This is a genomic window from Streptomonospora sp. PA3, from assembly GCF_009728995.1.
Taxonomy (GTDB): Bacteria; Actinomycetota; Actinomycetes; order Streptosporangiales; family Streptosporangiaceae; genus Streptomonospora.
Genome location: NZ_VTZW01000003.1, coordinates 531067 through 557452, shown reverse-complemented (window position 1 = coordinate 557452; position 26386 = coordinate 531067). Strand labels below are relative to the sequence as shown.

Below are 26386 nucleotides of genomic sequence, written 5' to 3'. Positions count from 1 at the left end.
CTCGTTGCATGCTCAACCGGCGGGCACCCGAACCGATCCCCGCGGCCCGAGCCCACCGCGGCCGTCGCCGCTCCGTCGGGCGACCCGCCACGCGCCGTCGGCAACCGGTGACCGCCCGGCCCGACCATCCGCCGTCCTCGCCGCCCTCGTCGCGTGCCGCACCGGCGGGCACCCGAACCGATCCGCGCGGGCTGAGCCATCCGCGGCCGTCGCCGCCTCGTCGGGTGACCGGCCATCCGAGGGCGGCAACCGATGATCGCCGACCCGAACCCCGCGCCGCCCCCGCCACCCTCGTCGCACGCGCAACCGGCGGGCACCCGCACCGATCCGCACAGGCTGCACCCCACGCCGCCCCCGCCACCCCACCGCCCCCGTTGCGGGCCCCGGACCCCCCGCACCCCGGACCCCGGGCCACCGGCCGCCGACCGACCGGCGCTCGCGCCGCCTAGCGGCGGCCGGTCGCCCAGGCGCGGATCTTGGCGATGCGCGCCCGGATCTGCTCCTCGCTGGCCTGGGCGATCGGCGGGCCGCCGCAGACGCGGCGCAGCTCGCTGTGGATCACGCCGTGCGGCTGGCCCGTGCGGTGGTGCCAGGCCCCCACGAGCGCGTTCAGCTCCTTGCGCAGCTCGGCGATGACCTCGTGGGCCGGCGGCCCGGACTCCTCCTGCCGGGGGGCCTTGCGCTCGCCGGCCTTCTGCTCGGCCTTGCGCTTGCGCAGCAGTTGGCTGACCTGCTCGGGCTCCAGCAGACCGGGCAGGCCCAGGAAGTCCTCCTCCTCGGGCGAGTCCGGAGCGCCGCCGCCGAACTCCGAGCCGTCGTAGAGGGCGCGGTCGAACTCGGCCGAGGCCTCCATGGTCTCGAAGGGGATCTCCTCGCCGGCGTCGGGCGTGTCCCGCTTCTTGCGCGCCTCGTCGACCATGTCCTGCTCGGGGTCGAAGTCGCCCTCGCGGATGGGCCGATCGAGCGCGTGGTCGCGTTCGCGCTCCATCTCTCCGGCGTACTCCAGCAGCGTGGGCACCGAGGGCAGGAACACCGAGGCCAGCTCGCCGCGCCGGCGCACCCGCACGAAGCGGCCCACGACCTGGGCGAAGAACAGGGCCGTGCTGGTGGTGGTGGCATAGACCCCCACCATCAGCCGGGGCACGTCCACACCTTCGGAGACCATGCGCACCGCGATCATCCACCGGTCGTCGGACTCGGCGAACCGCTTGATCTTCTTGCTGGCGGTGGGGTCGTCGGACAGCACCACGGTCGCGCCGCGCCCCGTGATCTGGCGCAGGATGCGGGCATAGGCGCGCGCGTTCTCGTGGTCGGTGGCCACGACCAGCCCGCCCGCGTCGGGGTGGCTGTTGCGCACCTCGGTCAGCCGGCGGTCGGCGGCGGCCAGCACCTTCTTGATCCAGTCGCCCTTGGGGTCCAGGGCCGCCCGCCACGCCTGGGCGAGCGCGTCCTGGGTCAGCGGCTCGCCCAGCCGGGCCGCGAGCTCGTCGCCCGCCTTGGTGCGCCAGCGCATCTCGCCGGAGTAGGCCATGAACATGACGGGGCGCACGACGCCGTCGGCCAGCGCCGGCGCGTAGCCGTAGCTGTAGTCCCACGCGCAGCGCCGTACGCCGTTGTGGTCCTGCACGTAGTCGACGAACGGGATCGGGTTGACGTCGGAGCGGAAGGGCGTGCCCGTCAGCGACAGCCGCCGCGCCGCGGGGTCGAACGCCTCCCGCACGGCCTCGCCCCAGGAGAGGGCGTCGCCGGCGTGGTGGATCTCGTCGAAGACGACCAGCGTGCGGCGGGCCTCGGTGCGGTTGCGGTGCAGCATGGGGTGCGCCGCGACCTGGGCGTAGGTGACGGCGGCGCCGATGTACTGCTTGCCCAGCGCGCCCTGGCCGTTCTTGAAGTCGGGGTCGATGGGGATGTCGAAGGCGGCCGCCGCCTCGGCCCACTGCTTCTTCAGGTGCTCGGTGGGGCAGACGATCGTGACGGCGCGGACGACCCGGCGGGCCAGCAGCTCGGCGGCCAGGGTGAGCGCGAAGGTGGTCTTGCCCGCGCCGGGGGTGGCCACCGCCAGGAAGTCCCGCGGTTCCCGGCGGAAGTACTCCTCGTAGGCCTCGCGCTGCCACTGCCGCAGACCGCTGAGGCGCTCCTCGGTGTTGGTGTCGACGAGTGTCATGCCGCGATTCCCCTGATGCTCACGGGGACGAGGGTATCCCGCTGCGCCCGGCGGCATGCGGCGCGCCCGCTGGTGCGTCCGTCACGTCGCGGCGCCGGGCGGCTGCGCGCCCCGGGGGTTCAGGGCCCGCCCTGGGTCTCGACGGCGCCGTCGTTGAAGGGCATGTAGGGGTCGATGGCCGGGAAGACGTAGTACCACAGCCCCGCTGCGGCACCCGCCACCAGCGCCAGCGCCACCAGCAGCTTCACCGGCCAGGGGCCGGGGATGGCGCGCCAGATCAGTGCGTACATCAGCCGGTCACTCCCCCTCTGCCTGGTTCTCCGGCGCCATGTGGGCGATGCTGTCCGGCATGCCGTCCTCCTTGGGACGGGTGTCGGTCAGCTCGGCGTGGATGATCAGCCGGTGGGTGTTGTTCAGCTTGGGCGCGCACGTGGTCAGGGTCAGCAGCGCGCGCTCGGGGTCGTCGTTGTTCTCGGGGTCGAACGGGTCGGGGTCGACCACCTCGACGTGGTCGGGGGTGACGGTGCGCTCCTCGATGACCTCGTAGGTGTAGAAGTTCTCGCCGTCCTCGAGAACGATGGAGTCGCCGTCCTCCAGCAGGTCGAGGTCCCAGAAGATGCCGGGCGTGCGGTGCCCGGCAACGGCGTAGTTGCCCTTCTCGCCGGGGGCCGCGGCGTCGCCGCCCGAGACGTCGTCGTCGCCGTAGTGGCCGGGGCTGTAGCGGATGTCCTCCTGGGAGACGCCGTTGACGACCACCCACTTCAGGTCGAGCTCGGGGATGTAGAGGCGGCTGTTGGCCTGGCCGGGCATCGCCCCGGCGTCGGGGCCGCGCTCCTCCTGCTCCGACCAGCGCTCCTCCAGCCCCTGGGCGAGCTGCTGCTGCTCCTGGTCGGTCTTGAACTGCTTGCCGTAGACCTCGTAGGCGGCGAAGAAGAGCATCAGAATGCCGGCGGTGAACAGCAGCTCGCCGATGGTCCGCACGATCCCGCGGGCGATGTCGCCGCCGGTGTAGCGCCGCTGAGGGGGTTTTCTGCGGCGGCCCCGAAAGTGGCCCCGGCGCCCGGCGGGGCGCGAATGCCGTTCACTAGTGGAGACCATGTGACCTACCGTTGGTTGCCGCCGCGCCGAGTGCCCGCGCACGGTGAGCGGGGAGGTGTGCCGCGTTGCTGCGGGCGAGGCGGTACGTGTTGGAGTCGGGTGACCGCAGGGCGCATTCGGCACACGGACGCGTCGCGGTCGCGGGACGAGTCGGCCGAATGCGGCGATCGGTCCACAGTGGAGCGTACCGTGCGCGCCGCCCCGAGACAGCCGTAGCGCCGCAATCGGCCGCAGCCCGCAAACGCCGAGGGCGCGGGGCATCGCGCGGCCGCGCCCGCTACTCCGGCCGCCCGCCGCGCGGGCCGACCGCGCCGCCGGGGCACGGGTATCCGGGCAGCATGCGGACCCCGGCCGCCCGCGTCCGCGCCAGGTCGGCGACCCGCTAGCAGGCCCCCGAGAGGGGCCGAGCGGGTCTCAGGCCTTCATCATCTCCTCGTAGATCTCCTTGCACTCCGGGCAGACCGGGAACTTCTTGGGGTCGCGGTTGGGCACCCACACCTTGCCGCACAGGGCGATCACGGGGCTGCCGGTGACGGCACTCTCGGTGATCTTGTCCTTCTGCACGTAATGCGCGAACCGCTCGCGGTCGCCGTCGTCGTGCGAAACGTCAGGCCGGGTCTCGCTCTCCGGAAGCACCTTGTTGACAACGTCCATTGCCATCGGGCCCTCACACCTCCTCCATGCTCGTTCCACGGTATCCGGCGGAGCCGGCGCTCAGTTCAGAGTCGGGTCGTCGGGAAAGGTCGATACCAAGGCGAGATCCCCGCCCTGGCGGCGCAGCACCCGCTGCCACAGCGAACCCGGGTCGGCGGAGAACACGTCGTCGGCCACCGCGGGGACGACATACCAGGCGCCCTCCTCGATCTCGCCGGCGAGCTGGCCCGATCCCCACCCCGCGTACCCGGCGAAGACGCGGAAGCGGCCCAGAGCATCGCCGAGGATCTCCGGCGGGGTGTCGAGATCGACGACTCCCAGCCCGTCCACCCGGGAGCCCTCGTGCGGCGTGCCCTCCAGGGGACGCCAACCCAGCGGGGCGTGGTCCCCGCCGGGCATGCCCAGGGCCAGGCCGGCTCCGGTACCCACCGGACCGCCGGAGAACATCACGGCGGGCTCGGTGGCGAACCCGCTCCAGTCCACCAGCACCTCGCCCACCGCCAGCTCCAGGGGGCGGTTGACGATCACGCCGAGCGTGCCCTCGTCGGGATCGTCGTCGACGACGAACACGACCGCCTTCCGGAAGTTGGGATCCTCCAGCAGGGGTGTCGCCACCAGGAGGCTCCCGGTCAGAGTCGGCTCTTCCATGCTCCACGTCTACCCGCATCGCCGAGCGGAATCCAGTGCCTCCGGGGACCTGGGGACGCGGTCCGCCCGCGGGTCAGGCGCCGGGCCGCGCCGCCCGGCCGCCGCCCGCCCGGCGCTCGGCGCGCTGGGCCTGCTCGCGCAGCGCGGCGTCGCGCACCGCGGTGGCCACCTGGTGGGCCAGGTCGGGCTGGAAGACGCTGGGGATGATGTAGTGCGGGCCGAGCTCGTCGTCGGTGACCACGTCGGCGAGTGCCTTTGCGGCGGCCACCATCATGTCGGAGTCGACGTGGTCGCTCTGGGCGTCCAGCAGGCCGCGGAAGACGCCGGGGAACACCAGCACGTTGTTGATCTGGTTGGGGTAGTCGCTGCGCCCGGTGGCGACCACGGCCGCGTGCAGGTGGGCCACCTCCGGGTCGACCTCGGGGTCAGGGTTGGCCAGCGCGAAGATGATGGAGTCGTCGTTCATCTCGGCGATGTCGGCGCCGTCGACCACGTTGGGTGCCGAGACGCCGATGAACACGTCGGCGCCGCTGACCGCGCCGCGCAGGTCGCCGTCGTAGCCCTCGGGGTTGGTGTTCTCGGCGATCCAGGCCAGGTTGGGGTCGAGGTCGTCGCGACCGGAGTGCACCGCGCCGTGCACGTCGCAGACGACGATGTGCTTGGCGCCGGCGTGCATGAGCAGCTTGAGGATCGCGGTGCCCGCCGCCCCGGCCCCCGACATCGTGATGCGGACCTCGCCGAGGTCCTTGCGCACCACCCGCAGCGCGTTGCGCAGCGCCGCCAGCACCACGATCGCGGTGCCGTGCTGGTCGTCGTGGAAGACGGGGATGTCCAGCAGGTCGCGCAGCCGCTCCTCGACCTCGAAGCAGCGGGGGGCGGAGATGTCCTCCAGGTTGATGCCGCCGAACCCGGGGGCCAGCACCTGCACGGTGCGCACGATCTCGTCGACGTCCTGGGTGTCCAGGGCGATGGGCCAGGCGTCGATGTCGGCGAAGCGCTTGAACAGCGCCGCCTTGCCCTCCATGACCGGCATGGCCGCCTGCGGGCCGATGTTGCCCAGCCCCAGCACCGCCGAGCCGTCGGTGACCACGGCCACGCTGTTGCGTTTGATGGTGAGCCGGCGCGCGTCGTCGGGGTTGGCGGCGATGGCCTGGGAGACCCGCGCGACACCGGGCGTGTAGGCCATGGACAGCTCGTCGCGGTTGCGCAGCGGCACCTTCGACTTCATCTCGATCTTGCCGCCGAGGTGCAGCAGGAAGGTGCGGTCGCTGACCTTGTGCACCGTGACGCCCTCGATCGCGCCGAGCGCGTCGACGATGGCCTGGGCGTGGTCGGTGTCGCGCGCGGCGCAGGTGACGTCGATGCGGATGCGCTCGTGGCCGGCCGAGGCGACGTCCAGGGCCGTGATCACGCCTCCCACATGCTCGACGGCGGTGGTGAGGCTGCCTACCGCACTGCCGTGCCCGTCGAGCTCCAGACGAATCGTGATCGAGTAGGAAACGCTGGGAAGGGTGGCCACGAAATGCTCCTTGTGAAAAACGGACAGCCGCAGGGCTGCCGCCGGCCTGCCGTGCCGACGGGGGAGAAAGAACGGCGGAGGTAGGGCCGCGCGGTCATGCCAGGCGCCGGTGCCGGGGGCCGGCCGCAGCGGAGCGCTGGGCGGCGGGGACGCTGTCGGTCGGACGGCGGCACCGGAGCGCACCTCTCATAGTGCCATCACCTTTGATCTTTCTGCGCGGTTCCCAGGTGAGAAAACGGACATCCCGGCACCGCGCCCGCGTCCGGCCGGTCCGGCGATCGGTCCGGCGGGCGCCGGCCGGAGCGGGCGGGGCGCGGCGGAGGTGCGGCGGATCAGGTCCGGGGAGCGCGCTCCCGCGCCAGGCGCTCGATGATGTCGGCGCAGGTCTCCAACTCGAAGGCCGTGGTGTCCAGGACCACGTGGTACAGGGACGGCGAGGCCGGGTCGACGCGGTAGAAGCGGCGGACGTAGGCCGAGCGCGCGCGGTCGTTGTCGCGCAGGTCGCGCATGGTGGGCGGGTTCCACTGCTGCTCGGCGCCGCCCTCGCCGGAGGTGTCCGCATCCGCCGGATCCCGGCCGGAGTCGGGCCCGTGGGCCTCCTCGCGCAGTTCGGCCGCCTGCTGCAGCCGGCCCTCGGCGGGGCCGTCGAGCCGCACGTGCAGGGCGCCGGGGTGGTCGGCGAGCACGCAGGCGCCGGCGCGGCCGAGGATCACGCCGCCGTCCCCGGCGACCTCGTGGATCACCTGCTCGGTGCGCTCCACGAACTCCTCGTCGAACAGCAGCCGCCCGCTGCCCTCGACGGCGTGCACATAGGTCATGTCGATGCTTCCCGGCGTGACCGCCGGAAGCCGCGCCGCGCCGGCGAGCAGGCGCTGCAGGCCGGTGGGCGCGCGGTCGTCGTGTTCGAGCACGTCCTCAAGGGAGCAGCCGATGTCGCGGGCGACCGCCGCGGGGATGGCACGGTCGACGAAGGGCACATCGAGCCGGTCGGCGAGGGCCGGGCCGATCACGCTGCCGCCGGCCCCGAACGCCGCGGAGATCGTCACCAGATACGCCATCGCACTCACCGCCAGAATCGGCCCCGGTGCCGACGCGGTCCGGCACCTGTGCCCCGGTGGTACCCGGCGAGGGGCGCCCTGCCACCTGCTGTTTCCCCGCGGGCCTCCGGGGTGCTTCGACGCGCCGCCTTCCCTCCTCGCTCGGTCGCTCGTTCCTCGCTCGCTCGCTCGTCGGTCCAGACGGCGCCGCACCCCTCCGACCCGCTCAAGGCCTCGCTCCCGCAGGCGGCCCGGGGATGCTTGGACGCGCCCCTCCGACCCGCTCCCGGGTTCTCCGCGGGCCGAAGGGGCGCGGCGCCCCTTCGGCCCGGTGGTCCGGCGCAGCCCAGTGGGACCGGTGGGCGTGTCAGAACAGCGCGGAGGTGAGCGCCCGCCGGGCCTTGCCCACGCGCGGGTCGCCGGGCGGCAGGACATCGAACAGCGACAGCAGGTGCTGGCGGGCCCGGTCGCGGTCGTCCTCGCTGGTGCGCCGCACCGTGGCGACGAGGCGGTCGAAGGCGTCCTCGATCTTGCCGCCGTACATGTCGATGTCGGCGACGTCGATCTGTGCCTGGACGTCCTCGGGGTTGTCGGCGGCGGCCTGGCGGCGCTCGTTGGCGTCGAGCAGCCGGACGCGGCCGACGAGGCGGATGTGGGCCAGCTTGAGCTTGGCCTCCTCGTCCTTGGGGTTCTCCTCGACCGCCTTGGCGTAGACCGCTTCGGCGGCCTCGAAGTCCCCGCGCTGCAGGGCCTCCTGGGCCTCGACGTCGGCGGCGCTCTGCTCGCCGCCGGCGCCCTGCGGTTCCTCGCCGCCCTCCTGCGGCTCGCCCAGGCCGGAGTACTCCTGGGGCAGGACGCCCTGCTGGCGCAGGCCGTCGAAGATCTGGCTCAGCCAGTCGCGCAGTTGGTCGTAGGTGGCCGGCCCGCCCGGTCCGGGCACCACCTGGCCGCCGATCACCATGGCGACGGTGGGGACCGCCTGCACGCGCATGGCCTGGGCGATCTGCGGGCTGGCCTGCACGTCGACCTTGGCGACCGCCCATTGGCCGCCGGCCTCGACCGCCAGCCGGTCCAGGGCCCGCTCGACCTGGTCCGACTGCTCGGAACGCGACTGGAGGACCGCCAGGACGACGGGCGCGTTCATCGAGCGTTCGAGAACCTCCTGCTGGAAGTTCTCCTCGGTGATGTCGACGGCGTAGGGGTTGGCGTTTCCGGACGACGCCTCGGCCTGCCGCTTGGCCTCGCGTTCCAAGGCCGCCTTGCGAGCTCCGAGGTCGACCGCGCTCTGCATGGAGTAGTCCGAAGGCTGCATACCTCCATCCTGCCCCATAGCGCGCGGCGGCGGTGAAGTCTGCGCACTGCGGGTCGACCGGCTCCGGCCGCCGTGCCGCCGGGGGCGCCCGGCGGCACGGCGCCGCGGTCAGGACCGCGGTCGGGGCCGCGGCGAGGTCGCGGCCCCGCGCCCGGTCACAGGCGCGGATCCTCGGTATAGGTGCCGAACTCCCGGCCCATGGTGCCGCAGATCTCGCCGAGCGTCGCCTCGGCGCGGACGGCGCGCAGGATGACCGGGATCAGGTTGGGGCCGGCGGGGTCGCCTACGGCGGCGAGCAGGTCGTCCAGCGCCGCGTCCACGGCGGCCTGGTCGCGGCGCTCGCGGCGCTCGGCGAGCACCCGCTTCTGCTCGCGCTCGACCTCGTGGCTGATGCGCAGGGTCTCGACCTCGCCGGTGACCGAGGCGGTGTGGCAGTTGACGCCGACGATGCGCTTCTCGTCCTTCTCCAGGGCCTGCTGGTACTGGAAGGCGGATTCGGCGATCTCGGAGGTGAACCACCCGTTGCGGATTCCGGCGAGGATGCCCGAGGTGATGGGGCCGATGGCGTGTTCGGCGTCGGCGCCGCCGCCCATGCGCTCGATGCGCTCGAAGACGCGCTCGGCCTCCTCCTCCAGGCGGTCGGTCAGCGCCTCGACGTAGTAGGAGCCGCCCAGCGGGTCGGCGACGTTGACCACCCCGGTCTCCTCCCGCAGGACCTGCTGGGTGCGCAGCGCGATCTCGGCCGACCGCTCGGTGGGCAGGGCCAGGGTCTCGTCCAGGGCGTTGGTGTGCAGCGAGTTGGTGCCGCCGAGCACGGCCGACAGCGCCTCCACGGCGGTGCGCACCACGTTGTTGTAGGGCTGCTGGGCGGTCAGCGAGACCCCGGCCGTCTGGGTGTGGAAGCGCAGCCACTGGGCGCGCTCGTCGGTGGCGCCGAAGCGGTCGCGCATCCAGCGGGCCCAGATCCGGCGGGCGGCGCGGAACTTGGCGATCTCCTCGAAGAAGTCGATGTGGGCGTCGAAGAAGAACGACAGGCCGGGGGCGAAGCGGTTGACGTCCAGCCCGCGGGAGAGGCCCAGCTCGACGTAGCCGAACCCGTCGGCGAGGGTGAACGCCAGCTCCTGCGCGGCCGTGGCGCCGGCCTCGCGGATGTGGTAGCCCGAGACCGACAGCGGCTTGAAGGCGGGGATGTTCTCGCCGCAGTACTCCATCAGGTCGCCGATGAGGCGCAGGTGCGGCTCGGGCGGGTAGAGCCACTCCTTCTGCGCGATGTACTCCTTGAAGATGTCGGTCTGCAGGGTGCCGTTGAGCGCGGAGACGTCGGCGCCCTGGCGTTCGGCGGCGACCAGGTACATGCAGAAGACGGGGATGGCCGGGCCGCTGATGGTCATGGACGTGGTGATCTCGGCCAGCGGGATGCCGTCGAAGAGGACGTCCATGTCGGCGGCGGAGTCGACGGCCACGCCGCAGTGGCCGACCTCGCCCAGCGCGAAGGAGTGGTCGGAGTCGTAGCCCATGAGTGTGGGCATGTCGAAGGCCACGGACAGCCCGCCGCCCCCGGACTCCAGGATCATCCGGTAGCGCTCGTTGGTCTGGCGGGCGTTGCCGAACCCGGCGAACTGGCGGATGGTCCAGGGCCGGCCGCGGTATCCGGTGGCGTACAGTCCGCGGGTGAAGGGGAACTCCCCCGGCCACCCGATGCGCTCGAACCCGGGGACCTCCGCGCCCTCGGGCGGTCCGTAGACGGGCTCCACCGGCTGCCCGGAGATCGTCGTCCGCGCCTCGGGGGCGGCACCCCGCCCGCCCGACCCGGGGATACGCGCCGAGTCGTACCGCGCCTGCCAGCGGGCACGGCCCGCAGAGATGTCTTCAGCGTTGGCCATGGCCCCAATAGTAGGACGTCCAACTACCCGTGCATAGAGGCGCGGCGGCGGCTGCGGACATCCCCGATCAGCACGCCCGCGGGCGGACCGGACCGGCCGCCGGGATCGGAGCCCCCCACGCAGCCGACTACGCCGCTTCCCCGCCGGTTGACTCCGCCGAGCCGGGGCTGAAGCATTGACCGCCGATCCCCCGAACACGGAAAGAACGATGACCGTGAGCCGTTCAGCCGCCGGGGAGCCCGCGGAGGTCCCCCCGCCCCTCGACGCCCTTTCTCCAGGAGCCCGCGGACTCCTGGAGATCGCATCCCTGCTGGATCCCGGCGGCGTTCCCGCGGACGCCCTCGCCGCCTCGGGCTCGGTCCGCCGGTACATGGACCGAGCAGCCGGGGAGTCGCGGCGGGGAGGGCTCGGGAGGCGCCTGCGCGGGCTCTTCACCGGACGCGCCGGCCCCGCAGCGGTGGACGCAGCGTTCGCCGAGCTCCGAGCGCACGGGCATACCGCTGAACCCGAGGAAGGATTCGTGCGCGTCGCCGAGCCCACGCGCCGCGACGTGCTGGCCGGCCTGGCCGGAGAATCGCTCGCCCGTGCCGCGGGCCACGCGGCCGGAGCGCTGCACGAACTGCTGGACGCGTTCTCCCACGCCCCGCCCGGCGCCGCCGGTGGTCCGTCGACGCCCGGTGCCGAGGAAACCGCCGAAGTCGACCGCGTCGTGCTCGCCTGCGCGGCGGCTCTGTACGACGCGGTCGGCGACGCCCTGGTAGAGCAGGACGCCGACCTGCTCTTCGCAGTCGGCCACGTGATGCGCGAGTCCCCGCTGTATTCGGCCGATGAGGAACTCGGGTTCTGGCAGCGGCTGCACGACGACTGCGCACGCGTGTCCGGCGCCGACTCCGAGGACGCGCTGTCGGCACGGGAGCAGTTCGGAGGAGCGCTCCTTGCCCAAGGCGACGACCGGGCCCAGGAGGCGGCGCGGCACTACGACGCGCTGCTGGCCGACCGCACCCGCGTGCTCCGGCCGGGGGACGAGGAGCTGCTCGCCACTCGCGCCAACCGGGGCGAGGCTCTGGCCCGGGCCGGGCGCGCCGAGGAGGCCGTGGCCGATTTGGAGGAGGCCCTGGCCGAGGCCGCCGCTCACGACGCGTCCCCGTGGACCACCGACCACCTGCGCAGCCGCCTCGATCTCGCCCGGCGGAGGGCGGGCATATCGCGGCGCGGCAGTGGGTGAGCGCACCGAGGGGCCGCTGGGACCGGGCTACTCGTCCGCGCCGACGTCGGGCCGGTCCTCGTTCGCGGGGTCGCTCCGGCCCGCGTCGCCGCGCTGGGCCGCGGGGAAGTCGCCGAACTCGACGCGGAGTCTGGCGAAGATGGAGTGGATCTGCCAGGCCTCCTCGTCGGAGTAGCAGTCCAGGCCGAAGTCCATGGCTATCAGGTCGCGGGTGGCCTGCTCGACGACCTCGCGGCCGCTGTCGGTGATCTCGGCGAGGGTGCCGCGGCCGTCGCTGGGGTTGGGCTTGCGGCGCACGAAGCCCTGGCGCTCCAGCCGGTCGATGGTGTTGGTGACGCTGGTGGGGTGCACCATCAGCCGCTCGCCGATCTTGCCGAGGGGCAGGGCGCCCGTCGCGCTGAAGGTGAGCAGGACCAGCGCCTCATAGCGCGCGAAGGTCAGCTCGTAGGGCTTGAGCGCCGCGTCGAGCTGGCCGATGAGGATCTGCTGGGCGCGCATGATCGAGGTGACGGCGGCCATCGACGGGTTCGCGCCCCAGCGGCGCGTCCAGTTGTCGTGCGCGCGTTCAATGGGGTCGAACGGAAGATTCAGCGGGTTACCCACCCGGATACTGTACCGAGCCGGGGACAACCGGTACCCAACCGGCAAAATGCCCAGATATCGGAGTCTCCGCAGCTAGCAGTGCAGACGCGCCAACGGCGCCGCTGCTGGTGCGACCCTATCCCGCCTCCGGCCGCCTCCGCCGCATTGTCGGCGCTCCAGCACGGCCGCCGAGGGCTCGGCCGCCGCAGAGGTCCTCGGCGGCCACCTCGTCGGCGCGCCGATTCAGGCGGGGTGTCCGCACACGGCGGCCGACCGCCCGGCGCGGCGCGCCGCTCCACATCGGGGTCCGGGCCTGCCCGGCCTCGGGTCTTGACCCTGGGGAAGCAATAAGTAAAGTTTCCTAAAAATTCGAGCCCCAGGACAGAGCGAGGCCACCATGCCCACCCCCCGCCTCCGACGACCCGCACGGCTGTGCGCAGCCGCCGCGGTCCTTCTCGTCGTGCCGCTGCTCTCCGCCGTGCAGGCGGCGACGGCCGCGGCCGACACCGTTTCCGGGAAGGTCACCGTCACCCACGTGGAGAACGCCCGCTGGCCCGGCGACTACCAGGCCGAGATCACCGTCGCCAACGGCACCGGTGCCCCGCTGCGCGACTGGACCGTGGAGTTCTCCCTGCCCGACGGCGCGCAGGTCGACCGGATGTGGAACGCCGACCTGCGCGAGAGCCGGGACGGCTACACCGCGACCCCGCCCAGCTGGGGCGCCGCCATCCCCGCCGGGGAGAGCTACACCTTCGGCTACAACGGCCGCCGCTCCGGCCGCGACACCGACTTCACCGCCTGCACCGTCAACGGCGACCCCTGCTCCGGCCACGACTACCGCCAGGTCGGCTACTTCACCCAGTGGGGCGCCGCCGACCGCGGCTTCCACGTCGAGGACCTGGTGGAAAGCGGCCAGGCCCAGCGCCTCACCCACCTCAACTACGCGTTCGCCAACCTCGACGAGAACGGCCGCTGCTTCATGTCCGACGAGGAGGGCCGGGGCGACGCCTATGCGGACTACGGGCGGGCCTACTCGGCCGAGGAGTCCGTCGACGGCGTCGCCGACACCCCGAAGCAGCGGCTGCGCGGCAGCTTCAACCAGCTGCGCGAGCTCAAGGAGCGCTTCCCCGGCCTGCGCGTGAGCATCGCCATCGGCGGTTGGGCCTGGTCGGACCACTTCTCCGACGCCGCGCTGCCGGAGAACCGGGAAGCGGCGGTGAAGTCCTGCATCGACATGTTCCTGCGCGGCGATCTGCCCAAGCTCGACGGCGCCGGCGGCAAGGGCGCCGCGGCCGGGGTGTTCGACGGCATCGACCTCGACTGGGAGTGGCCCGCCACGCCCGGCGAGCCCGGCAACGTGGTCCGCCCCGAGGACAAGGAGAACTTCACGGCTCTGGTCCGGGAGTTCCGCGACCAACTCGACGCGCTGGAGCGGGAGAAGGGCCGCGAATTCGACCTGACGGCGTTCGTCCCGGCGAGCACGGCCGCCATCGACGCCGGGTACGAGGTCGACGAACTCGCCGACGAGTTCACCTTCATGAACGTCCAGGGCTACGACTTCACCGGCGCGTGGAGCCCGACCACCGGCCACCAGTCCAACGTGCGGGTGCCCGAAGGAGACCCCGCCGGCACTCCGCGCAGCTACGAGACCGTCGTCCAGGCCTACCTGGAGCGCGGGGCCGAACCGGAGAAGCTGGTCATGGGCGTCCCCTTCTACGGCCGGGGCTGGAGCGGCGTCGAGCCGGGCCCGCGCGGCGACGGCCTGTGGGCCGAAGCCTCCGGCGGCGCCGCGGACGGCACGTGGGAGCCCGGGTTCAACGACTACAAGGTCCTCAAGGACTACGCCGGCGAGGACGGGTTCCGGCTCCACCGCGACGAACACGCGGGCACCGCCTGGCTCTACAACGGCACCGAGTTCTGGAACTTCGACGATCCCGCGGCCATCGCGCAGAAGGCCGCCTGGGCGCGCGAGGCCGGGCTCTCCGGTGTCATGGCCTGGTCGCTGGACGGCGACGACGCCGGCGGCAGCCTGGTGCGCGCGATCGACGGCGAGCTCAACGGCCGCGGCTGACCGCCGCACGGCCGCAACGAGGGCCGGCCGGCGCCGCGGCGCCGGCCGGCCCCTGCGACGCGCTGGGGGTGCTCGGGGACAGGGCTCAGCCGTCGAGGGCGGCCAGCACGGTCTCGGCCGCCGCGTAGGGGTCGCCTCCGGTGGCCACCTCGTCGGCGAGCTTGTCGAGGGTGGCGTGTCCGTGCACGTCGGCCAGCCGCCGGGCCAGCTCTTCGACCGCGATCCCCTCGATCTCGCGCCGGGCGCGGGCGCGGCGGCGCTCCCGCAGCGCGCCCGAGCTGCGCAGGTGCTCGGTGTGCTCGTCGATGCGCTCCAGCAGGTCGGCGACGCCCTCGCCGTCCGCGGCCGCCATGCTCACCACCGGCGGCTTCCACTCGCCGGGCTCCCGGTCGACCTGGGCGACCATCTGGCGCAGGTCGCGCACCGCGGCGCGGGCGCCCTCGCGGTCGGCCTTGTTGACGGCGAGGATGTCGGCGACCTCCAGCACGCCGGCCTTGCCGGCCTGGACGCCGTCGCCCATGCCGGGCGCCGACAGCACGACGGTGGTGTCGGCGTGCGCGGCGATGTCGATCTCGGCCTGGCCCACGCCGACCGTCTCGACCAGCACCGCGGAGAAGCCCGCGGCGTCGAGGACGCGCAGGGCGTGCGGCGCGGCCCACGACAGCCCGCCGAGGTGCCCGCGGGTGGCCATCGACCTGACGTAGACGCCGGGGTCGGTGGCGTGCTCCTGCATGCGGACCCGGTCGCCGAGCAGGGCGCCGCCGGTGAAGGGGGACGACGGGTCGACGGCGAGCACCGCCACGCTCTCCCCGCGCGCCCGCAGCGCCTTGACCAGCGCGCTGGTCGAGGTGGACTTGCCCACGCCGGGAGCCCCGGTCAGCCCGACGATCCGCGCCCGGCCCGTGTGTGCGGCAAGGCCGGCGACGATCTCCCGCAGCTGCGGTGCGGACTCCTCCACCAGCGAGATCGCCCGCGCGACCGCTCGGCGGTCCCCATTCAGCACCCGCTCGACCAGGCTGCCGACGTCCATCGGGCTCCCTCCGCGCTCGCCGCATCCGCTTGGACGTCCAAGTATCGCAACCGCCCGGCCCCGGCGCACGCGGCGGCCCCACCCGGCCCCGCCTGCGGCGCGGGGCCGGGCGGGGCCGGTCGGTCGCCGCTCTGCCAGCGGTGCGCGGCCGGACGGGCGATCAGTCGCCGTCGCCCGTCCTTCCGTCGGTCTGCTCGCGGAGGATGTCGGCGTGGCCGGCGTGTCGGGCGGTCTCCTCGATCATGTGCACGAGGATCCAGCGCAGCGACAGCCCGCCCACCTCCTCGTGCTCGAAGACGTCGTCGAGGCCGAAGCGCGCCGCGGTCTCGCGGGAGCGGGCGCACTCGCGCTCGTAGTCCGCGATCAGCGAGTCGAGCGTCGCCCCGGCGGGGACGTCCCAGGTGTCCTCGGCGTTGCTCGGCGGCAGCTCCAGCTCGGCGGAGCCGCGGCCGCCGACGATGCGCTGGAACCAGTTGCGCTCGACCAGCATCAGGTGGTGCAGGATCCCCGCCAGGGTGGTCTCGGAGGCGACCAGGCTACGGCGCGCCTGCTCCTCGGTCAGGCCCCGCACCTTTTGCGCGACCACCCAGCGCAGGTAGTCGAGGAAGACGTCGAGCACCTCGCGCTCGCCTCCGGCCGCCCGGCCGAGCAGCGCCATCTGCGCGGACCGCAGGTCGGAGAACACGGCGTCGCCGTCTGTCGGGGCTTCGGTGTCAGCAGGATTGTTCACACGACGAATCTACGGCGGCCGGCCCACCCGCCGAACCCGCCCCCGCGGCCGGCAGCGGCCAGGCGGCGGACACGCTCGCCTTCGGATACGGCTCAGGCCGCCACCCGTGCGGACGACGGCACCGGCGTGCGCACCGGCCCGCACGGCGAGGCCGCCGCCCGGCCGCCACACCCCCGAGCGCCCGAGGGTCCGCAGGTAGTCGCCGCCCGTCGGCCCGGCGAAGCTGCTCACCGCGACCCACACGCCGTAGGCCGCGGCGGCGCTCGTGGCGCGCTCCCACTGGACGGCCGCATCGCCTGCGTGGTCGACGGCGGCGACCGCGTACACGTCGATGCCCAGGGCCGCGGTGCCGGCGGTGTGGGCGGCGACACCGAAGTCCTTGCAGATCGCCAGGCCGAGGCGGTGGCCGTCGACGTCGAGCCGGCGGGGCCGGAGCCGGGCGCGAACCGCTCGGGCTCGGCCCCGCCCAGCCACGTCTTGCTGTAGGCGTGGGCGGCCCCGCCGCCGTCGACGGCCGGCATCGCGATGTGCTCGGCGCCGCCCTCGCCGCGTACGGGGGCTCCCACGAGCGCGAGCGCGCCCGTGTGAGCGCAGGCCCGCACGATCGGCGCCAGCCGCGGATCGTCGGCGGCCACCGGGGCCGCGTCCAGCTCGTAACCGGTCAGTGAAAGCTCGGGGAACACCACCACGCGGGCGCCGGCGGCGCGGACCGCATCGGCGTGCGCGGCCGCGTTGGCGGCGACGTCGTGCGCAACGCACACCGGTTGGGCGACCGCCAGTACCAGCGGCTTGCGCATCGGCCGCCCGCCTTTCACCTCCGCCCGTCGTCCCGCCGCCGCCGGCACCCGCACCGCGCGGTGGGTGCCTGCGCGCGGCCGTCGGCGCCGCCGGCGGTCAGGCCCCGGGGACCTTGAACAGCAGGGCGTCGCCCTGGCCGCCCCCGCCGCACAGGGCCGCCGCTCCCAGGCCGCCGCCCCTGCGGCGGAGCTCGTAGACCAGATGCAGGGCCAGCCTGGCGCCCGACATGCCGATGGGGTGGCCCAGCGCGATCGCGCCGCCGTCGGGGTTGACCGCCTCGGCGTCCGAGGCCATGCCCAGGTCCCGCATCGACTGCACGGCCACGCTGGCGAAGGCCTCGTTGATCTCGATCAGGTCCAGGTCGGCGACCTCCGCGCCGGCCTTGCCCAGCGCGTGGCGGATGGCGTTGGAGGGCTGGGACTGCAGCGCGTTGTCGGGACCGGCGACGTTGCCGTGCGCGCCGACCTCGGCGAGGATCTCGCAGCCCAGCTCCTCGGCCTTGGCGCGGCTCATCACGATCAGCGCGCAGGCGCCGTCGGAGATCTGCGAGGAGGACCCGGCGGTGATGGTGCCGTCCTCGTCGAAGGCCGGGCGCAGCCGCGACAGGCTCTCGGGCGTGGTGTCGGCGCGCACGCCCTCGTCCTCGGTGACCAGCCGGTCCTCGCCCTTGCGCTGGGGAACCCGCACCGGCACGATCTCGGCCTCGAAGCGCCCGTCCTTGATCGCGGCGGCCGCCCGCTGGTGGGAGCGCGCGGCGAACTCGTCCTGCTCCTGGCGGCCGATGCCCAGGCGGGCGTTGTGCCGCTCGGTCGAGGCGCCCATGGAGTCGCCGTCGAAGGCGTCGGTCAGCCCGTCGTGAGCGGTGGCGTCGAGCACCTCGACCGAGCCGTACTTGTAGCCCTGGCGCGCCTTGGGCAGCAGGTGCGGGGCGTTGGTCATCGACTCCATGCCCCCCGCCACGACCACGTCGAACTCGCCCGCGGCGATGAGCTGGTCGGCGAGCGCGACGGCGTCGAGCCCGGACAGGCACACCTTGTTGATCGTCAGCGACGGCACGCTCATCGGGACGCCGGCCCTGACCGCCGCCTGGCGCGAGGGGATCTGGCCCTGGCCGGCCTGCAGCACCTGGCCCATGACGACGTAGTCGACCTGGTCGCCGCCGATCCCGGCGCGCTCCAGGGCGGCCTCGATGGCGACCGCGCCCAGCTCCACCGCCGAGAAGCCGGAAAGGGACCCGAGCAGCCGGCCGATGGGGGTCCGCGCCCCGCTGACGATGACGGATCCGGGCATTGGCGAGCCTCCGTTACGTTCGTGCCACACCTTGTCTGACACGATACATACACCCTGTTCGGCGCTTGTTCGGCGGTTGTCGGAGTGCTCGGCTCCGCTCGCCGGCGGCGCGTTCCCGGAGGAGGGAGGCACCTTGCTGACCCGGATCGACCACGTCGGCATCGCCTGTTTCGACCTGGACGCCACGGCGGACTTCTACCGCCGGGTGCACGGCTTGGAGGTCGCGCACGAGGAGGTCAACGAAGAGCAGGGAGTCCGCGAGGCCATGCTGCGCGTCAACGGCACCGACGACGGCCAGGCGACCTACCTGCAGCTGCTGGAGCCCGTGCGCGAGGACTCCCCGGTCGCCAAGTTCCTGGCCCGGCACGGCGAAGGGGTGCACCACATCGCCTTCGGCACCGGCGACGTGGCCGGTGCGGCCGCCGCGATCGGCGCACACGGCGTGCGGGTGCTCGACGAGACCCCGCGGCCGGGCTCGATGGGCTCCTCCATCGCCTTCCTGCACCCCAAGGACTGCGGAGGCGTGCTGACCGAGCTGGTGCAGGCCGCGGGCGGCGAGCGCCGCGGGGACGCCGCGGCCTCGGAGTAGGCGCAGGTCCGGCCGGAATCCCGCCCGCCTCCGGGGAGACGGGGCGCTGCCCGCCCGGTTATGCTGGAGCCGCGCCGCGACCCCCGTCCCCCGTCTCCGCGGCGTCTTCATGCGCGCGTCGCGCGCGACTGCGGACCGCGACGGAACCGTCACATCGGCGTCGTCGCACGTCCCGCGCCTGCATGGACCTCCGAATCCGATCCGAATGCCGCAAACCCTCCTCTGCGGGGCGTTGAGCTTGATAAAGTCTGCTAGCTACCGGGACATCCGGTACGACCCGTCCTCAGCCCGTCACGGTCTGCCGAGTCGGGCACGCTGCGCACAGCGTCCGTTTCAGCGGCAAGTCTCCTCTGCTCCGCATTCCGCACCAATGGAGCGAACCGCCCACGGGTGCGCAGTTCCCGGAGTACCCTCGCCGGGAGTACTCGCGAAGCCGCTGGATCGTGGCGAGAGGAGCGGCCGCACTGCGCCGACGCCGGTCCCGCGTGCGCCCCGACTCGACACGAACACCCGTAAGTAGCCGTCTCGTCACTCGTTCAGGATTCCGCCACATGTCGTCGTCCGATATTGAAGCCCAGCTCACCAATTTCTTCGAGGAAGGCAACCAGGCCACCGAGTTCGACGTGGTACTGCGCGGTTACGACCGGTCGCAGGTGATGAGCTTCGTCGACCAGCTCAAAACCGAGCTCCAGCAGGCCCGCGAAGAGGCCGAGCAGAGCCGGCACGACCTCGCCGAGGCCAAGCGCCAGCTGCAGGAGCAGGAGCGGCCCACCTACTCCGGCCTGGGCGCACGCATCGAGCAGCTGCTCCGGCTCGCCGAGGAGCAGGCCACCGAACTCGTCCAGGGCGCCCGCGCCGAGGCCAACGACATCAAGTCCGAGGCCAAGATCGAGGCCGCCGAGATGCGTTCGGCCGCCGAGAACGAGGCCAACGACCTGCGCACGACGGCCCAGCGCGAAGCGGACGAGATGCGCTCCTCCGCCGAGAGCGAGGCCGAGGAGATCCGCACGACCGCCCGACGCGAGGCCGACGAGCTGACCTCCACCACCGAGCGCGAGGTGCAGAAGAAGCGTTCGGCCGTCGACCACGAGATCGCCGAGAAGCGGGCGACCTTCGAGGGCGAGATCGCCAAGCTGCGCACCACCACCGAGCGCGAGTGCGCCCAGGCGCGGGCCTCGGCCAAGCGCGAGCGCGACGAGACCCTGCAGACGGCCAAGCGCCAGGCCGACGAGATGCGGGCCCAGGCTCAGCGCACGCTGGAGGAGAGCGAGGCCAAGCGCGCGCAGGAGGAGGCCGAGTTCGAGATCCAGCTCGCCGGCCGCCGCGAGGAGGCCGAGCGCCAGGACGCCGAGCGGCTGGCCGCCGCCCAGGCCGCCACGCAGAAGCTGGTCTCGGAGGCCGAGGAGCGCGCGGCCAGCGCCGAGCAGCGGGCCACCAAGGCCAGCACCCAGGCCGAGCAGACCCGCCGCGACGCCGAGCAGCACGCCAAGCAGCTCGTGGCCAACGCCAAGAAGAACGCCGACCAGATCACCGCCGAGGCCAAGTCCAAGGCCGAGCACATGGTCAGCGACGCCAAGTCCGAGGCCGACCGCATCATGGGCATCGCCCAGCAGGAGGTCGAGGAGAAGAGCCGCCAGCGCGACAGCATCCAGTCGCACCTGGATCAGCTCCGCCAGCTCCTCGGCGGCGGCGGGGACCCCTCCGCGGCCGCGGCTCCCGCTGCGCCCGCCCCCGCCCAGGTGGCCGCCGCTTCCGAGCAGCCCGCGGCGATCGAGTCGCAGAACGGCGGCGGCAAGCAGGGCCAGCAGCGCTCGGGCGGGCAGTCCGCCAAGCAGCCGGCCGGCGCCGCCTCCAGCGCCAAGGCCGACGACGACGAGGACTGGTGGCAGGAGTGAGCCTCCGCCCGCCGGGCCGCCTCCGCGCGGCCCGGCGGCGCTGACACCCGAAGGCCCCGGCCCCGGAGCGATCCGGGGGCCGGGGCCTGCTTATGCGCCGGGCGGGCCGGCGCCGGCGGGGCGGGAGCCGGCGGAGATTCAGCCGGTGAAGGTGTCGCGCTCGTAGGGGCCGTCCCATTCCGCGGGCAGCGGCGCGGCCTGGGGGACGATCCGTTCGACGACCGTGTTCAGCACGGTGCGCACATAGGGTTCCCCCACCCACAGGTGCTTGGCGCCCTCGACCCCGATCACCTCGGCCCGCCCGACGCGCGCGAAGCGCTTGCGGGCCTCCTCCGGCCGCAGGTAGTCGTCGAACTCCGGCACCAGCGCCACCAGGGGCTTGCCGGACCGGTCCCATACGTCCAGGTCGGCGTCGGTGGCGCGGTGCAGCGGCGGCGACAGCAGGACGGCGCCCTCCACCTCGGGGTCGCACCCCCACTTCAGCGCCAGCTCGGTGCCGAACGACCAGCCCAGCAGCCACGGCCGGGGCAGCTCCTCGAACTCGGTGTACTCGATGGCCGCGGCCACGTCGTAGCGCTCGGTCTCGCCCTCGCCGAACTCGCCCTGGCTCCTGCCGTGCCGGGACTGTGTGCCGCGGGTGTTGAAGCGCAGCACCGCCAGCCCGGCCAGGGCGGGCAGCCGGTAGGCGGCCTTGCGCAGCACGTGGCTGTCCATCATGCCCTCGGCGGTGGGCAGGGGGTGCAGGCATACGAGGGTGGCCGCGGGGGCGCGGTCCTGCGGCAGAGCCAGCTCGCCGACGAGCTCCAGGCCGTCGGCGGTGTGCAGGGTGACGGGTCGGCGCTCGGCGGGCAGCACCGTGGTGGCGCGGATCTGCATCGGTCCTTCAGCTCCAGAGTGGCGGTGGCGGGTGCGCAGCGGCCCGTGCGGCCCGGCGTGGCGCCGCCGGGTCAGCGGCGGGGAAAGCGGGCGCCGCGGCGGGTCCGGTGCTCCCAGCAGGAGCTGTGCCAGTGGCGGCGGTCCTCGCCGTCGCCGAACGGCCGCCAGGCGACCACGTGCGGCATGGCCGGGGGGATCTCCTGCATGCAGCCCGGGCAGCGGTAGGCCTTGGTCGCGGCGGCCCCGCTGATGCGGCGGACGGCCCACTCGCCGTCGGGTCCGTTCTCGCGGCGCTCGGCCCCGGTGACGCGCTGGAAGACGGCGTCCTCGTCCTCGGGCGGGCGGCGTCCCCCTTTGCGGCGGCGAGGGCTGTTGCGGCGCGGACTCACCCCTCCAGGGTAGGGGCAGGCGCCGGCCGCGCCTCACCCCGGTGCGGCGCCCCGGCAGCGGGACCGGGCCGCCTCAGCGCAGCCTCTGCTGCCCGCTGACCTCCATGGCCAGCAGCACCGGGGCGGCCGTGGCGGTGGTGAGCCGGGCCGGGATGGGGGCCTCCAGCACGGCGCCGAACCAGGGCAGGCCGCGCTCCTCGAACAGCTCGATCGGCCCCTTGGGGTAGCCGCAGCCGAAGCGCATGGCGGTGTCGATGTCCTGAGCGGAGGCGTAGCCGTCGCCGACCATCCGCAGCGCGTCGTTGACGTGCGGCACGAGCAGCATCGCCGCCAGGTCGAATCCGAAGCTGCCGGCGCGCACGGCCTGGGCGAGCGGGCCGGTGGGCAGCTCCTCGGCCGGGTCCTGGGCGCCGGTGTGGTCGTAGAACCCGCGCCCGCTCTTGCGGCCCAGGCGCCCGGCGGAGACCATGCGGCGCAGCAGCGGGGCGGCCGCGTAGCGGGGGGTGCGGAACTCCTCCCACAGCACGTCCATGACGGCCAGGCACACGTCCACGCCCACGAGGTCGGCCAGCGTGAGGGGCCCCATCGGCAGGTCGGCGTCCTTGGTGACGGCGTTGTCGATCTCCTCGCGTGAGGCGATGCGCCGCTCGTAGACGGAGATCGCGTCGTTGATGAAGGGGACCAGCAGCGCGTTGGCGACGAACCCGGCCCGGTCGGTGACCGCGACGGGGGTCTTGCCGATGCGCTTGGCGACCTCGGCGGCGATGGCGACGGTCGCCGGCGCGGAGCTGATGGTGCCGACGACCTCGGTCAGCTTCATCACCGGGGCCGGGTTGAAGAAGTGCAGGCCGACGACCTTGTCCGGCCGCTCGGTGAGCGCGGCGATCTCGGTGACCGACAGCGAGGAGGTGTTGGTCGCCAGGATCGTGCCCGGCGGGCAGATGCGGTCGAGGTCGGCGAACACCTCGCGCTTGAGATCCATCCGCTCGGGGACCGCCTCGACGACGAAGTCGGCGTCGCGCAGCTCCTCGCGATCGGTGGTGAAGGAGATGCGGCCGAGGATGCCGCTCTGCTCGTCCGCGCTGAGCTTGCCCTTCTCCACGGCTTTGGACAGCGACCTGCGCACGTGGCCGCGGCCGCGCTCCAGCGCGTCGCCGTCGACCTCCACCCCCCAAACCTGGAATCCGGCACGGGCGAAAACCTCGGCGATGCCGGCGCCCATGGTGCCCAGTCCGACAACTCCGACCTTGTCAAATTCCTGCATGCGCCCACCTTACGCGCTCGCCCCGGCCGTACTGGGAAGGGACTCCGCACGGCTCCTCGGGCGGGCGGTCGGCGGGCCCGGCCCCGCGGGGCCGGGCCCGCCGACCGCGCTGCCGCGGCGGCGCGGATCAGCAGTCGACGAGTTCGGGCGACTGGTTGAGCAGCTGGGCGCGCGGCGAGGTGAACTCCGCGTAGGCGGAGTCGGCCCCGGGCCGGAAGAGCGCGACCCGGTGGCAGTTCTGGAAGGCCAGCCGCATCCCGAAGTGGCGCTCCACGGCGGCGCGCATGGCGTCGCTGGCGAGCAGGCGCAGCAACTGCCCGCGCTCGGCCTCGCCGGGCGGGGGCACCTCGTTGGCCTCATACTCGGCGCCGCCGGCCGCGGCCCGCTCGGCCAGGCCGCTGACCACACTCCAGGCGTAGGGCAGTGACTCGCGGATGCAGGCGATGAAGTCGGCGTTGTCGACAGGGCCCTGCTCGGCCTTGTGCAGGAGTTCCGGCGAAACCGTCAGCGACATGGGCGTCCCTCTCTGGTTGGCGGGCGACCGGCGCGCAAGGCGCGGCGGCGGGTCCCGGCCGGCCGTGCGGCCGGAGCCGGGCATCTCGCGCACCGGTCTGCGACGTTAGCTCTCCGGGCCGCGGAGAGTCACGGGACCGAGGGGCCACACCTGGCTGCCCCCGGCGCTATATGAAAATAGTTATCATTACCGTTCTGCGCCACCGATTCGGGGAAACCGCCGCCGCAGCCCCCGTCCGAGAGCCCGTACCGACTGCGCCGCCCGCCCGCACCGCCCCCGCGCCGCAGCTAGGATCGTGCAGCGTGAGACTCGTGATCGCCCGCTGCAGCGTCGACTACGTCGGACGCCTCACCGCCCACCTGCCCATGGCTCCCCGGCTGCTGCTGTTCAAGGCCGACGGATCGGTCTCGGTGCACGCCGACGACCGCGCGTTCAAGCCGCTGAACTGGATGAACCCCCCGTGCTCGGTCAAGGAGTCGACCGACGAGGACGGCACCGAGCTGTGGACGGTCACCCACGGCAAGTCCGGTGAGAAGCTGGTGCTGCGCATCGAGGAGATCCAGCACGACAGCACCCACACCCTGGGCGCGGACCCCGGGCTGCAGAAGGACGGGGTCGAGGCCCACCTGCAGGAGCTGCTGGCCGAGCACATCACCACGCTCGGCGACGGCTACACCCTGATCCGCCGCGAGTACCCCACCGCGATCGGCCCCGTCGACATCCTCTGCCGCGACGGCGACGGCGGCACCGTCGCCGTCGAGCTCAAGCGGCGCGGCGACATCGACGGCGTCGAGCAGCTCACCCGCTACCTGGAACTGCTCAACCGCGATCCCTCGCTCAGCCCGGTCAGGGGCGTCTTCGCCGCCCAGGAGATCAAGCCGCAGGCCCGCGTCCTGGCCGCCGACCGCGGCATCGGCTGCGTGACGCTGGACTACGACGCGCTGCGCGGCATCGAGCCCGACACCCCGCGCCTGTTCTAGCTCCACTCCCGGCGAAACAGCACGACCCCCACATCGGGAACATCCGGGAAAACCGTCCATAACACCACACACCACCGTCACAGCGGAAGATCTGTGGCTGAATGTGGCAACGACGGGCGTACCGCCTTGCTCTGCGGCACACAGCGGTGACAGGCTGCCCGATACCTCGCACGATTCGCGCCCGTCTCATCACCCCGAGTAGACGGGCGTCCGCAGCAGGAGGACGCCAGTGCCCACAAGCCAACCCGGACGATCCCCCAGAACCCGGCGGCACCTTCCGCCGACCGTCAAGCGCTTCGCCTGTGCGGGCGCATCGGCCACGCTGGTACTGGGCCTGGGGCTCGCCCCCGGGACCGCCGCCGCCGACGACGCGGTGCTGCCGACCCTGGTCACCACCGAGGGCATCCGGGAGCACGTCGAAAACCTGAGCACGATCGCCGAGTACAACGGCGGCAACCGGGCCACCAACACCCCCGGCTACGACGTCGCCGCCGACTACGTCGTCGACCAGCTCAAGCGCGCCGGCTACCGGCCCAAGCGCGACACCTACGACTACGAGCTGTGGCAGGAGCACTCGGAGGCCGTGCTCACCCAGCTCGCGCCCGAGCGGCGGGAGTTGGCCCCCGGCGAGGACTTCATCACCATGTCCTACTCCGGCGCCGGCGACGCCACCGGCCCGGGTGTGCCCGTCGACTACGACAGCGCCGACAGCGGCTGCACCGCCGAGGACTTCGCCGGCTTCCCGCAGGGCGCGATCGCCGTCATCAAGCGCGGCAGCTGCACCTTCCAGGCCAAGGCGGCCAACGCCGCCGACGCCGGTGCCGTCGGAGCCGTCATCGTCAACAACGTCGAGGGCCCGCTCAACGGCACGGTCAGCGAGGAGTCCGCCATACCCGTGGTGGGCGCCACGACCGCGACCGGCGACGCGCTGGTGGCCGCCGGCGACGCCCTGGAGCTGCGGCTGAAGGTCGACGCCTCGGTGGCCGAGCGCACCTCCTACAACATCATCGCCGAGACCCGCGGCGGCGCGCGCAACAACGTCGTCATGGTCGGCGCCCACCTCGACAGCGTCCCCGAGGGCCCCGGCATCAACGACAACGCCAGCGGCACGGCCGCGATCCTGGAGACCGCCCAGCAGCTGGCCAAGCTCGACGACCCGAACAACCGCGTGCGGTTCGCCTTCTGGGGCACCGAGGAGCAGGGCCTGATCGGGTCCACGAAGTACGTCGAGGGCCTCAAGGAGCGCGAACTGGAGCGCATCGCCCTCTACCTCAACTTCGACATGCTCGGCTCGCCCAACTACGGCCGCTTCATCTACGACGGCCGCGGCGAGCTGGAGGGCTCCCTGCCGCCGCCCTCGGGCTCGGGCGCCATCCAGAAGATGTTCGAGGACTACTACGAGCAGCGCGGGCTGATCACCGAGCCCACCGCCTTCAGCGGCCGCTCCGACTACAGCGCCTTCATGGAGGCCGGGATCGCCTCCGGCGGCCTGTTCAGCGGCGGCGACGGCACCAAGACCGAGCAGCAGGTCGAGTACTACGGCGGCACCGCCGGCATCGACTTCGACCCCAACTACCACACCGCCCAGGACGACATCGACAACATCAGCTGGAAGGCGCTCGACGAGCTGTCCGACGGCGTCGCCTACGCGGTCGAGACCTACTCCGAAAGCACCCTTCCGGTCAACGGCGTGGCACCTCGGACCTTCCAGGCCCAGGAGTTCCGCCCCGACCGGGTGGGAGACCTCTGGCTGCGGTAACCGTCCTACCGCACCCATTGGGCGCCCGTGGGCGAGGAGACGCCTCCTCGCCCACGGGCGTTCCTGCGGCTGGTGTGCC

At 73.1% G+C, this 26386-nt stretch carries 24 protein-coding genes; 6 read left to right on the top strand and 18 right to left on the bottom strand.

Annotated elements, in window-relative coordinates; genetic code table 11:
• Positions 1–445 precede the first annotated feature (445 nt).
• The 9 genes from FZ103_RS02770 to FZ103_RS02735 form a co-directional block, all read right to left on the bottom strand.
• Complete coding sequence (locus FZ103_RS02770; RefSeq protein ID WP_155998439.1) at positions 446–2164, bottom strand: DEAD/DEAH box helicase; 1719 nt, start codon at positions 2162–2164, stop codon at positions 446–448.
• Between the two features lie 119 nt (positions 2165–2283).
• On the bottom strand, positions 2284–2454 hold the full coding sequence (locus tag FZ103_RS24805) for a hypothetical protein (RefSeq protein ID WP_186355715.1): 171 nt from the start codon (positions 2452–2454) through the stop codon (positions 2284–2286).
• A 7-nt stretch (positions 2455–2461) separates the two neighbouring features.
• Complete coding sequence (locus FZ103_RS02765) at positions 2462–3262, bottom strand: class E sortase (RefSeq protein ID WP_155998437.1); 801 nt, start codon at positions 3260–3262, stop codon at positions 2462–2464.
• A 414-nt stretch (positions 3263–3676) separates the two neighbouring features.
• Positions 3677–3922 (bottom strand): DUF3039 domain-containing protein, encoded by a 246-nt coding sequence (locus FZ103_RS02760; RefSeq protein WP_155998435.1) that lies wholly within the window; start codon positions 3920–3922, stop codon positions 3677–3679.
• 54 nt (positions 3923–3976) lie between these two features.
• Complete coding sequence (locus tag FZ103_RS02755; RefSeq protein ID WP_155998433.1) at positions 3977–4564, bottom strand: YqgE/AlgH family protein; 588 nt, start codon at positions 4562–4564, stop codon at positions 3977–3979.
• A gap of 73 nt (positions 4565–4637) precedes the next feature.
• Positions 4638–6083 (bottom strand): NAD-dependent malic enzyme, encoded by a 1446-nt coding sequence (locus FZ103_RS02750; protein ID WP_186355714.1) that lies wholly within the window; start codon positions 6081–6083, stop codon positions 4638–4640.
• A gap of 332 nt (positions 6084–6415) precedes the next feature.
• Positions 6416–7141, bottom strand: a complete 726-nt coding sequence (locus FZ103_RS02745; RefSeq protein WP_155998431.1) for an AAA family ATPase — start codon at positions 7139–7141, stop codon at positions 6416–6418.
• A gap of 346 nt (positions 7142–7487) precedes the next feature.
• Entirely contained in the window at positions 7488–8432 is a 945-nt protein-coding gene (locus tag FZ103_RS02740; protein WP_155998429.1) for a co-chaperone YbbN, read from the bottom strand.
• 155 nt (positions 8433–8587) lie between these two features.
• Positions 8588–10315, bottom strand: a complete 1728-nt coding sequence (locus FZ103_RS02735) for a methylmalonyl-CoA mutase (RefSeq protein ID WP_155998427.1) — start codon at positions 10313–10315, stop codon at positions 8588–8590.
• Positions 10316–10529: 214 nt separating this feature from the next.
• On the opposite strand from FZ103_RS02735, the gene FZ103_RS02730 reads away from it, so the two are divergent.
• Positions 10530–11540 (top strand): hypothetical protein, encoded by a 1011-nt coding sequence (locus FZ103_RS02730; protein WP_155998425.1) that lies wholly within the window; start codon positions 10530–10532, stop codon positions 11538–11540.
• Between the two features lie 27 nt (positions 11541–11567).
• Here FZ103_RS02730 and FZ103_RS02725 read toward each other — a convergent pair whose 3' ends face one another.
• Positions 11568–12143: a MarR family transcriptional regulator gene (locus FZ103_RS02725; RefSeq protein ID WP_186355713.1), complete on the bottom strand. Its 576-nt coding sequence runs from the start codon at positions 12141–12143 to the stop codon at positions 11568–11570.
• Positions 12144–12519: 376 nt separating this feature from the next.
• Between FZ103_RS02725 and FZ103_RS02720 the strand changes: the two genes are divergently transcribed.
• Positions 12520–14193, top strand: a complete 1674-nt coding sequence (locus FZ103_RS02720; RefSeq protein WP_155998423.1) for a glycosyl hydrolase family 18 protein — start codon at positions 12520–12522, stop codon at positions 14191–14193.
• 85 nt (positions 14194–14278) lie between these two features.
• On the opposite strand, the gene meaB is transcribed toward FZ103_RS02720, so the two are convergent.
• The 4 genes from meaB to FZ103_RS02700 all read right to left on the bottom strand — a co-directional run bounded on the left by meaB (position 14279) and on the right by FZ103_RS02700 (position 18041).
• Positions 14279–15223 carry a methylmalonyl Co-A mutase-associated GTPase MeaB gene (gene meaB, locus FZ103_RS02715; RefSeq protein ID WP_155998421.1) on the bottom strand — a complete coding sequence of 315 codons (945 nt, stop codon included), beginning with the start codon at positions 15221–15223 and terminating at the stop codon, positions 14279–14281.
• Between the two features lie 160 nt (positions 15224–15383).
• On the bottom strand, positions 15384–15953 hold the full coding sequence (locus tag FZ103_RS02710; RefSeq protein ID WP_343233340.1) for a DinB family protein: 570 nt from the start codon (positions 15951–15953) through the stop codon (positions 15384–15386).
• A 227-nt stretch (positions 15954–16180) separates the two neighbouring features.
• Positions 16181–16750 carry a nitrilase-related carbon-nitrogen hydrolase gene (locus tag FZ103_RS02705; RefSeq protein WP_255429691.1) on the bottom strand — a complete coding sequence of 190 codons (570 nt, stop codon included), beginning with the start codon at positions 16748–16750 and terminating at the stop codon, positions 16181–16183.
• A 97-nt stretch (positions 16751–16847) separates the two neighbouring features.
• Positions 16848–18041: an acetyl-CoA C-acetyltransferase gene (locus tag FZ103_RS02700; RefSeq protein WP_155998419.1), complete on the bottom strand. Its 1194-nt coding sequence runs from the start codon at positions 18039–18041 to the stop codon at positions 16848–16850.
• Between the two features lie 133 nt (positions 18042–18174).
• Here FZ103_RS02700 and mce point away from each other — a divergent pair, with 133 nt between their 5' ends.
• Complete coding sequence (mce, locus tag FZ103_RS02695) at positions 18175–18630, top strand: methylmalonyl-CoA epimerase (RefSeq protein ID WP_255429690.1); 456 nt, start codon at positions 18175–18177, stop codon at positions 18628–18630.
• 551 nt (positions 18631–19181) lie between these two features.
• The gene (locus FZ103_RS02690) at positions 19182–20525 is read left to right on the top strand and encodes a DivIVA domain-containing protein (RefSeq protein ID WP_155998417.1); all 1344 of its coding nucleotides are present in this window, start codon (positions 19182–19184) and stop codon (positions 20523–20525) included.
• 138 nt (positions 20526–20663) lie between these two features.
• Here the strand turns inward: FZ103_RS02690 and FZ103_RS02685 are convergent, their stop codons facing one another.
• The 4 genes from FZ103_RS02685 to FZ103_RS02670 form a co-directional block, all read right to left on the bottom strand.
• A complete protein-coding gene (locus FZ103_RS02685) occupies positions 20664–21401 on the bottom strand; it encodes an alpha/beta hydrolase (protein ID WP_155998415.1) in 738 nt (245 codons plus the stop codon).
• Positions 21402–21472: 71 nt separating this feature from the next.
• On the bottom strand, positions 21473–21790 hold the full coding sequence (locus tag FZ103_RS02680) for an ATP/GTP-binding protein (protein ID WP_186355712.1): 318 nt from the start codon (positions 21788–21790) through the stop codon (positions 21473–21475).
• A 73-nt stretch (positions 21791–21863) separates the two neighbouring features.
• On the bottom strand, positions 21864–23054 hold the full coding sequence (locus tag FZ103_RS02675; RefSeq protein WP_155998413.1) for a 3-hydroxybutyryl-CoA dehydrogenase: 1191 nt from the start codon (positions 23052–23054) through the stop codon (positions 21864–21866).
• A gap of 127 nt (positions 23055–23181) precedes the next feature.
• The gene (locus FZ103_RS02670) at positions 23182–23568 is read right to left on the bottom strand and encodes an SCO5389 family protein (RefSeq protein ID WP_155998411.1); all 387 of its coding nucleotides are present in this window, start codon (positions 23566–23568) and stop codon (positions 23182–23184) included.
• A 302-nt stretch (positions 23569–23870) separates the two neighbouring features.
• Here FZ103_RS02670 and nucS point away from each other — a divergent pair, with 302 nt between their 5' ends.
• Positions 23871–24548 carry an endonuclease NucS gene (nucS, locus tag FZ103_RS02665; protein ID WP_186355711.1) on the top strand — a complete coding sequence of 226 codons (678 nt, stop codon included), beginning with the start codon at positions 23871–23873 and terminating at the stop codon, positions 24546–24548.
• Between the two features lie 229 nt (positions 24549–24777).
• Positions 24778–26307 carry a M20/M25/M40 family metallo-hydrolase gene (locus tag FZ103_RS02660; RefSeq protein WP_394350067.1) on the top strand — a complete coding sequence of 510 codons (1530 nt, stop codon included), beginning with the start codon at positions 24778–24780 and terminating at the stop codon, positions 26305–26307.
• Positions 26308–26386 lie beyond the last annotated feature (79 nt).

Excerpts from the sequence above, each read along its gene's own strand:
- FZ103_RS02700 (WP_155998419.1), bottom strand. The coding sequence starts at position 18,041 with ATGCCCGGATCCGTCATCGTCAGCGGGGCGCGGACCCCCATCGGCCGG.
- meaB (WP_155998421.1), bottom strand. The coding sequence starts at position 15,223 with ATGGACGTCGGCAGCCTGGTCGAGCGGGTGCTGAATGGGGACCGCCGA.
- FZ103_RS02755 (WP_155998433.1), bottom strand. The coding sequence starts at position 4,564 with ATGGAAGAGCCGACTCTGACCGGGAGCCTCCTGGTGGCGACACCCCTG.
- FZ103_RS02670 (WP_155998411.1), bottom strand. The coding sequence starts at position 23,568 with ATGTCGCTGACGGTTTCGCCGGAACTCCTGCACAAGGCCGAGCAGGGC.
- FZ103_RS02690 (WP_155998417.1), top strand. The coding sequence starts at position 19,182 with ATGTCGTCGTCCGATATTGAAGCCCAGCTCACCAATTTCTTCGAGGAA.
- FZ103_RS02740 (WP_155998429.1), bottom strand. The coding sequence starts at position 8,432 with ATGCAGCCTTCGGACTACTCCATGCAGAGCGCGGTCGACCTCGGAGCT.
- FZ103_RS24805 (WP_186355715.1), bottom strand. The coding sequence starts at position 2,454 with ATGTACGCACTGATCTGGCGCGCCATCCCCGGCCCCTGGCCGGTGAAG.
- FZ103_RS02720 (WP_155998423.1), top strand. The coding sequence starts at position 12,520 with ATGCCCACCCCCCGCCTCCGACGACCCGCACGGCTGTGCGCAGCCGCC.
- FZ103_RS02760 (WP_155998435.1), bottom strand. The coding sequence starts at position 3,922 with ATGGCAATGGACGTTGTCAACAAGGTGCTTCCGGAGAGCGAGACCCGG.
- FZ103_RS02705 (WP_255429691.1), bottom strand. The coding sequence starts at position 16,750 with ATGCGCAAGCCGCTGGTACTGGCGGTCGCCCAACCGGTGTGCGTTGCG.
- FZ103_RS02675 (WP_155998413.1), bottom strand. The coding sequence starts at position 23,054 with ATGCAGGAATTTGACAAGGTCGGAGTTGTCGGACTGGGCACCATGGGC.
- FZ103_RS02770 (WP_155998439.1), bottom strand. The coding sequence starts at position 2,164 with ATGACACTCGTCGACACCAACACCGAGGAGCGCCTCAGCGGTCTGCGG.
- FZ103_RS02745 (WP_155998431.1), bottom strand. The coding sequence starts at position 7,141 with ATGGCGTATCTGGTGACGATCTCCGCGGCGTTCGGGGCCGGCGGCAGC.
- FZ103_RS02765 (WP_155998437.1), bottom strand. The coding sequence starts at position 3,262 with ATGGTCTCCACTAGTGAACGGCATTCGCGCCCCGCCGGGCGCCGGGGC.
- FZ103_RS02735 (WP_155998427.1), bottom strand. The coding sequence starts at position 10,315 with ATGGCCAACGCTGAAGACATCTCTGCGGGCCGTGCCCGCTGGCAGGCG.
- FZ103_RS02685 (WP_155998415.1), bottom strand. The coding sequence starts at position 21,401 with ATGCAGATCCGCGCCACCACGGTGCTGCCCGCCGAGCGCCGACCCGTC.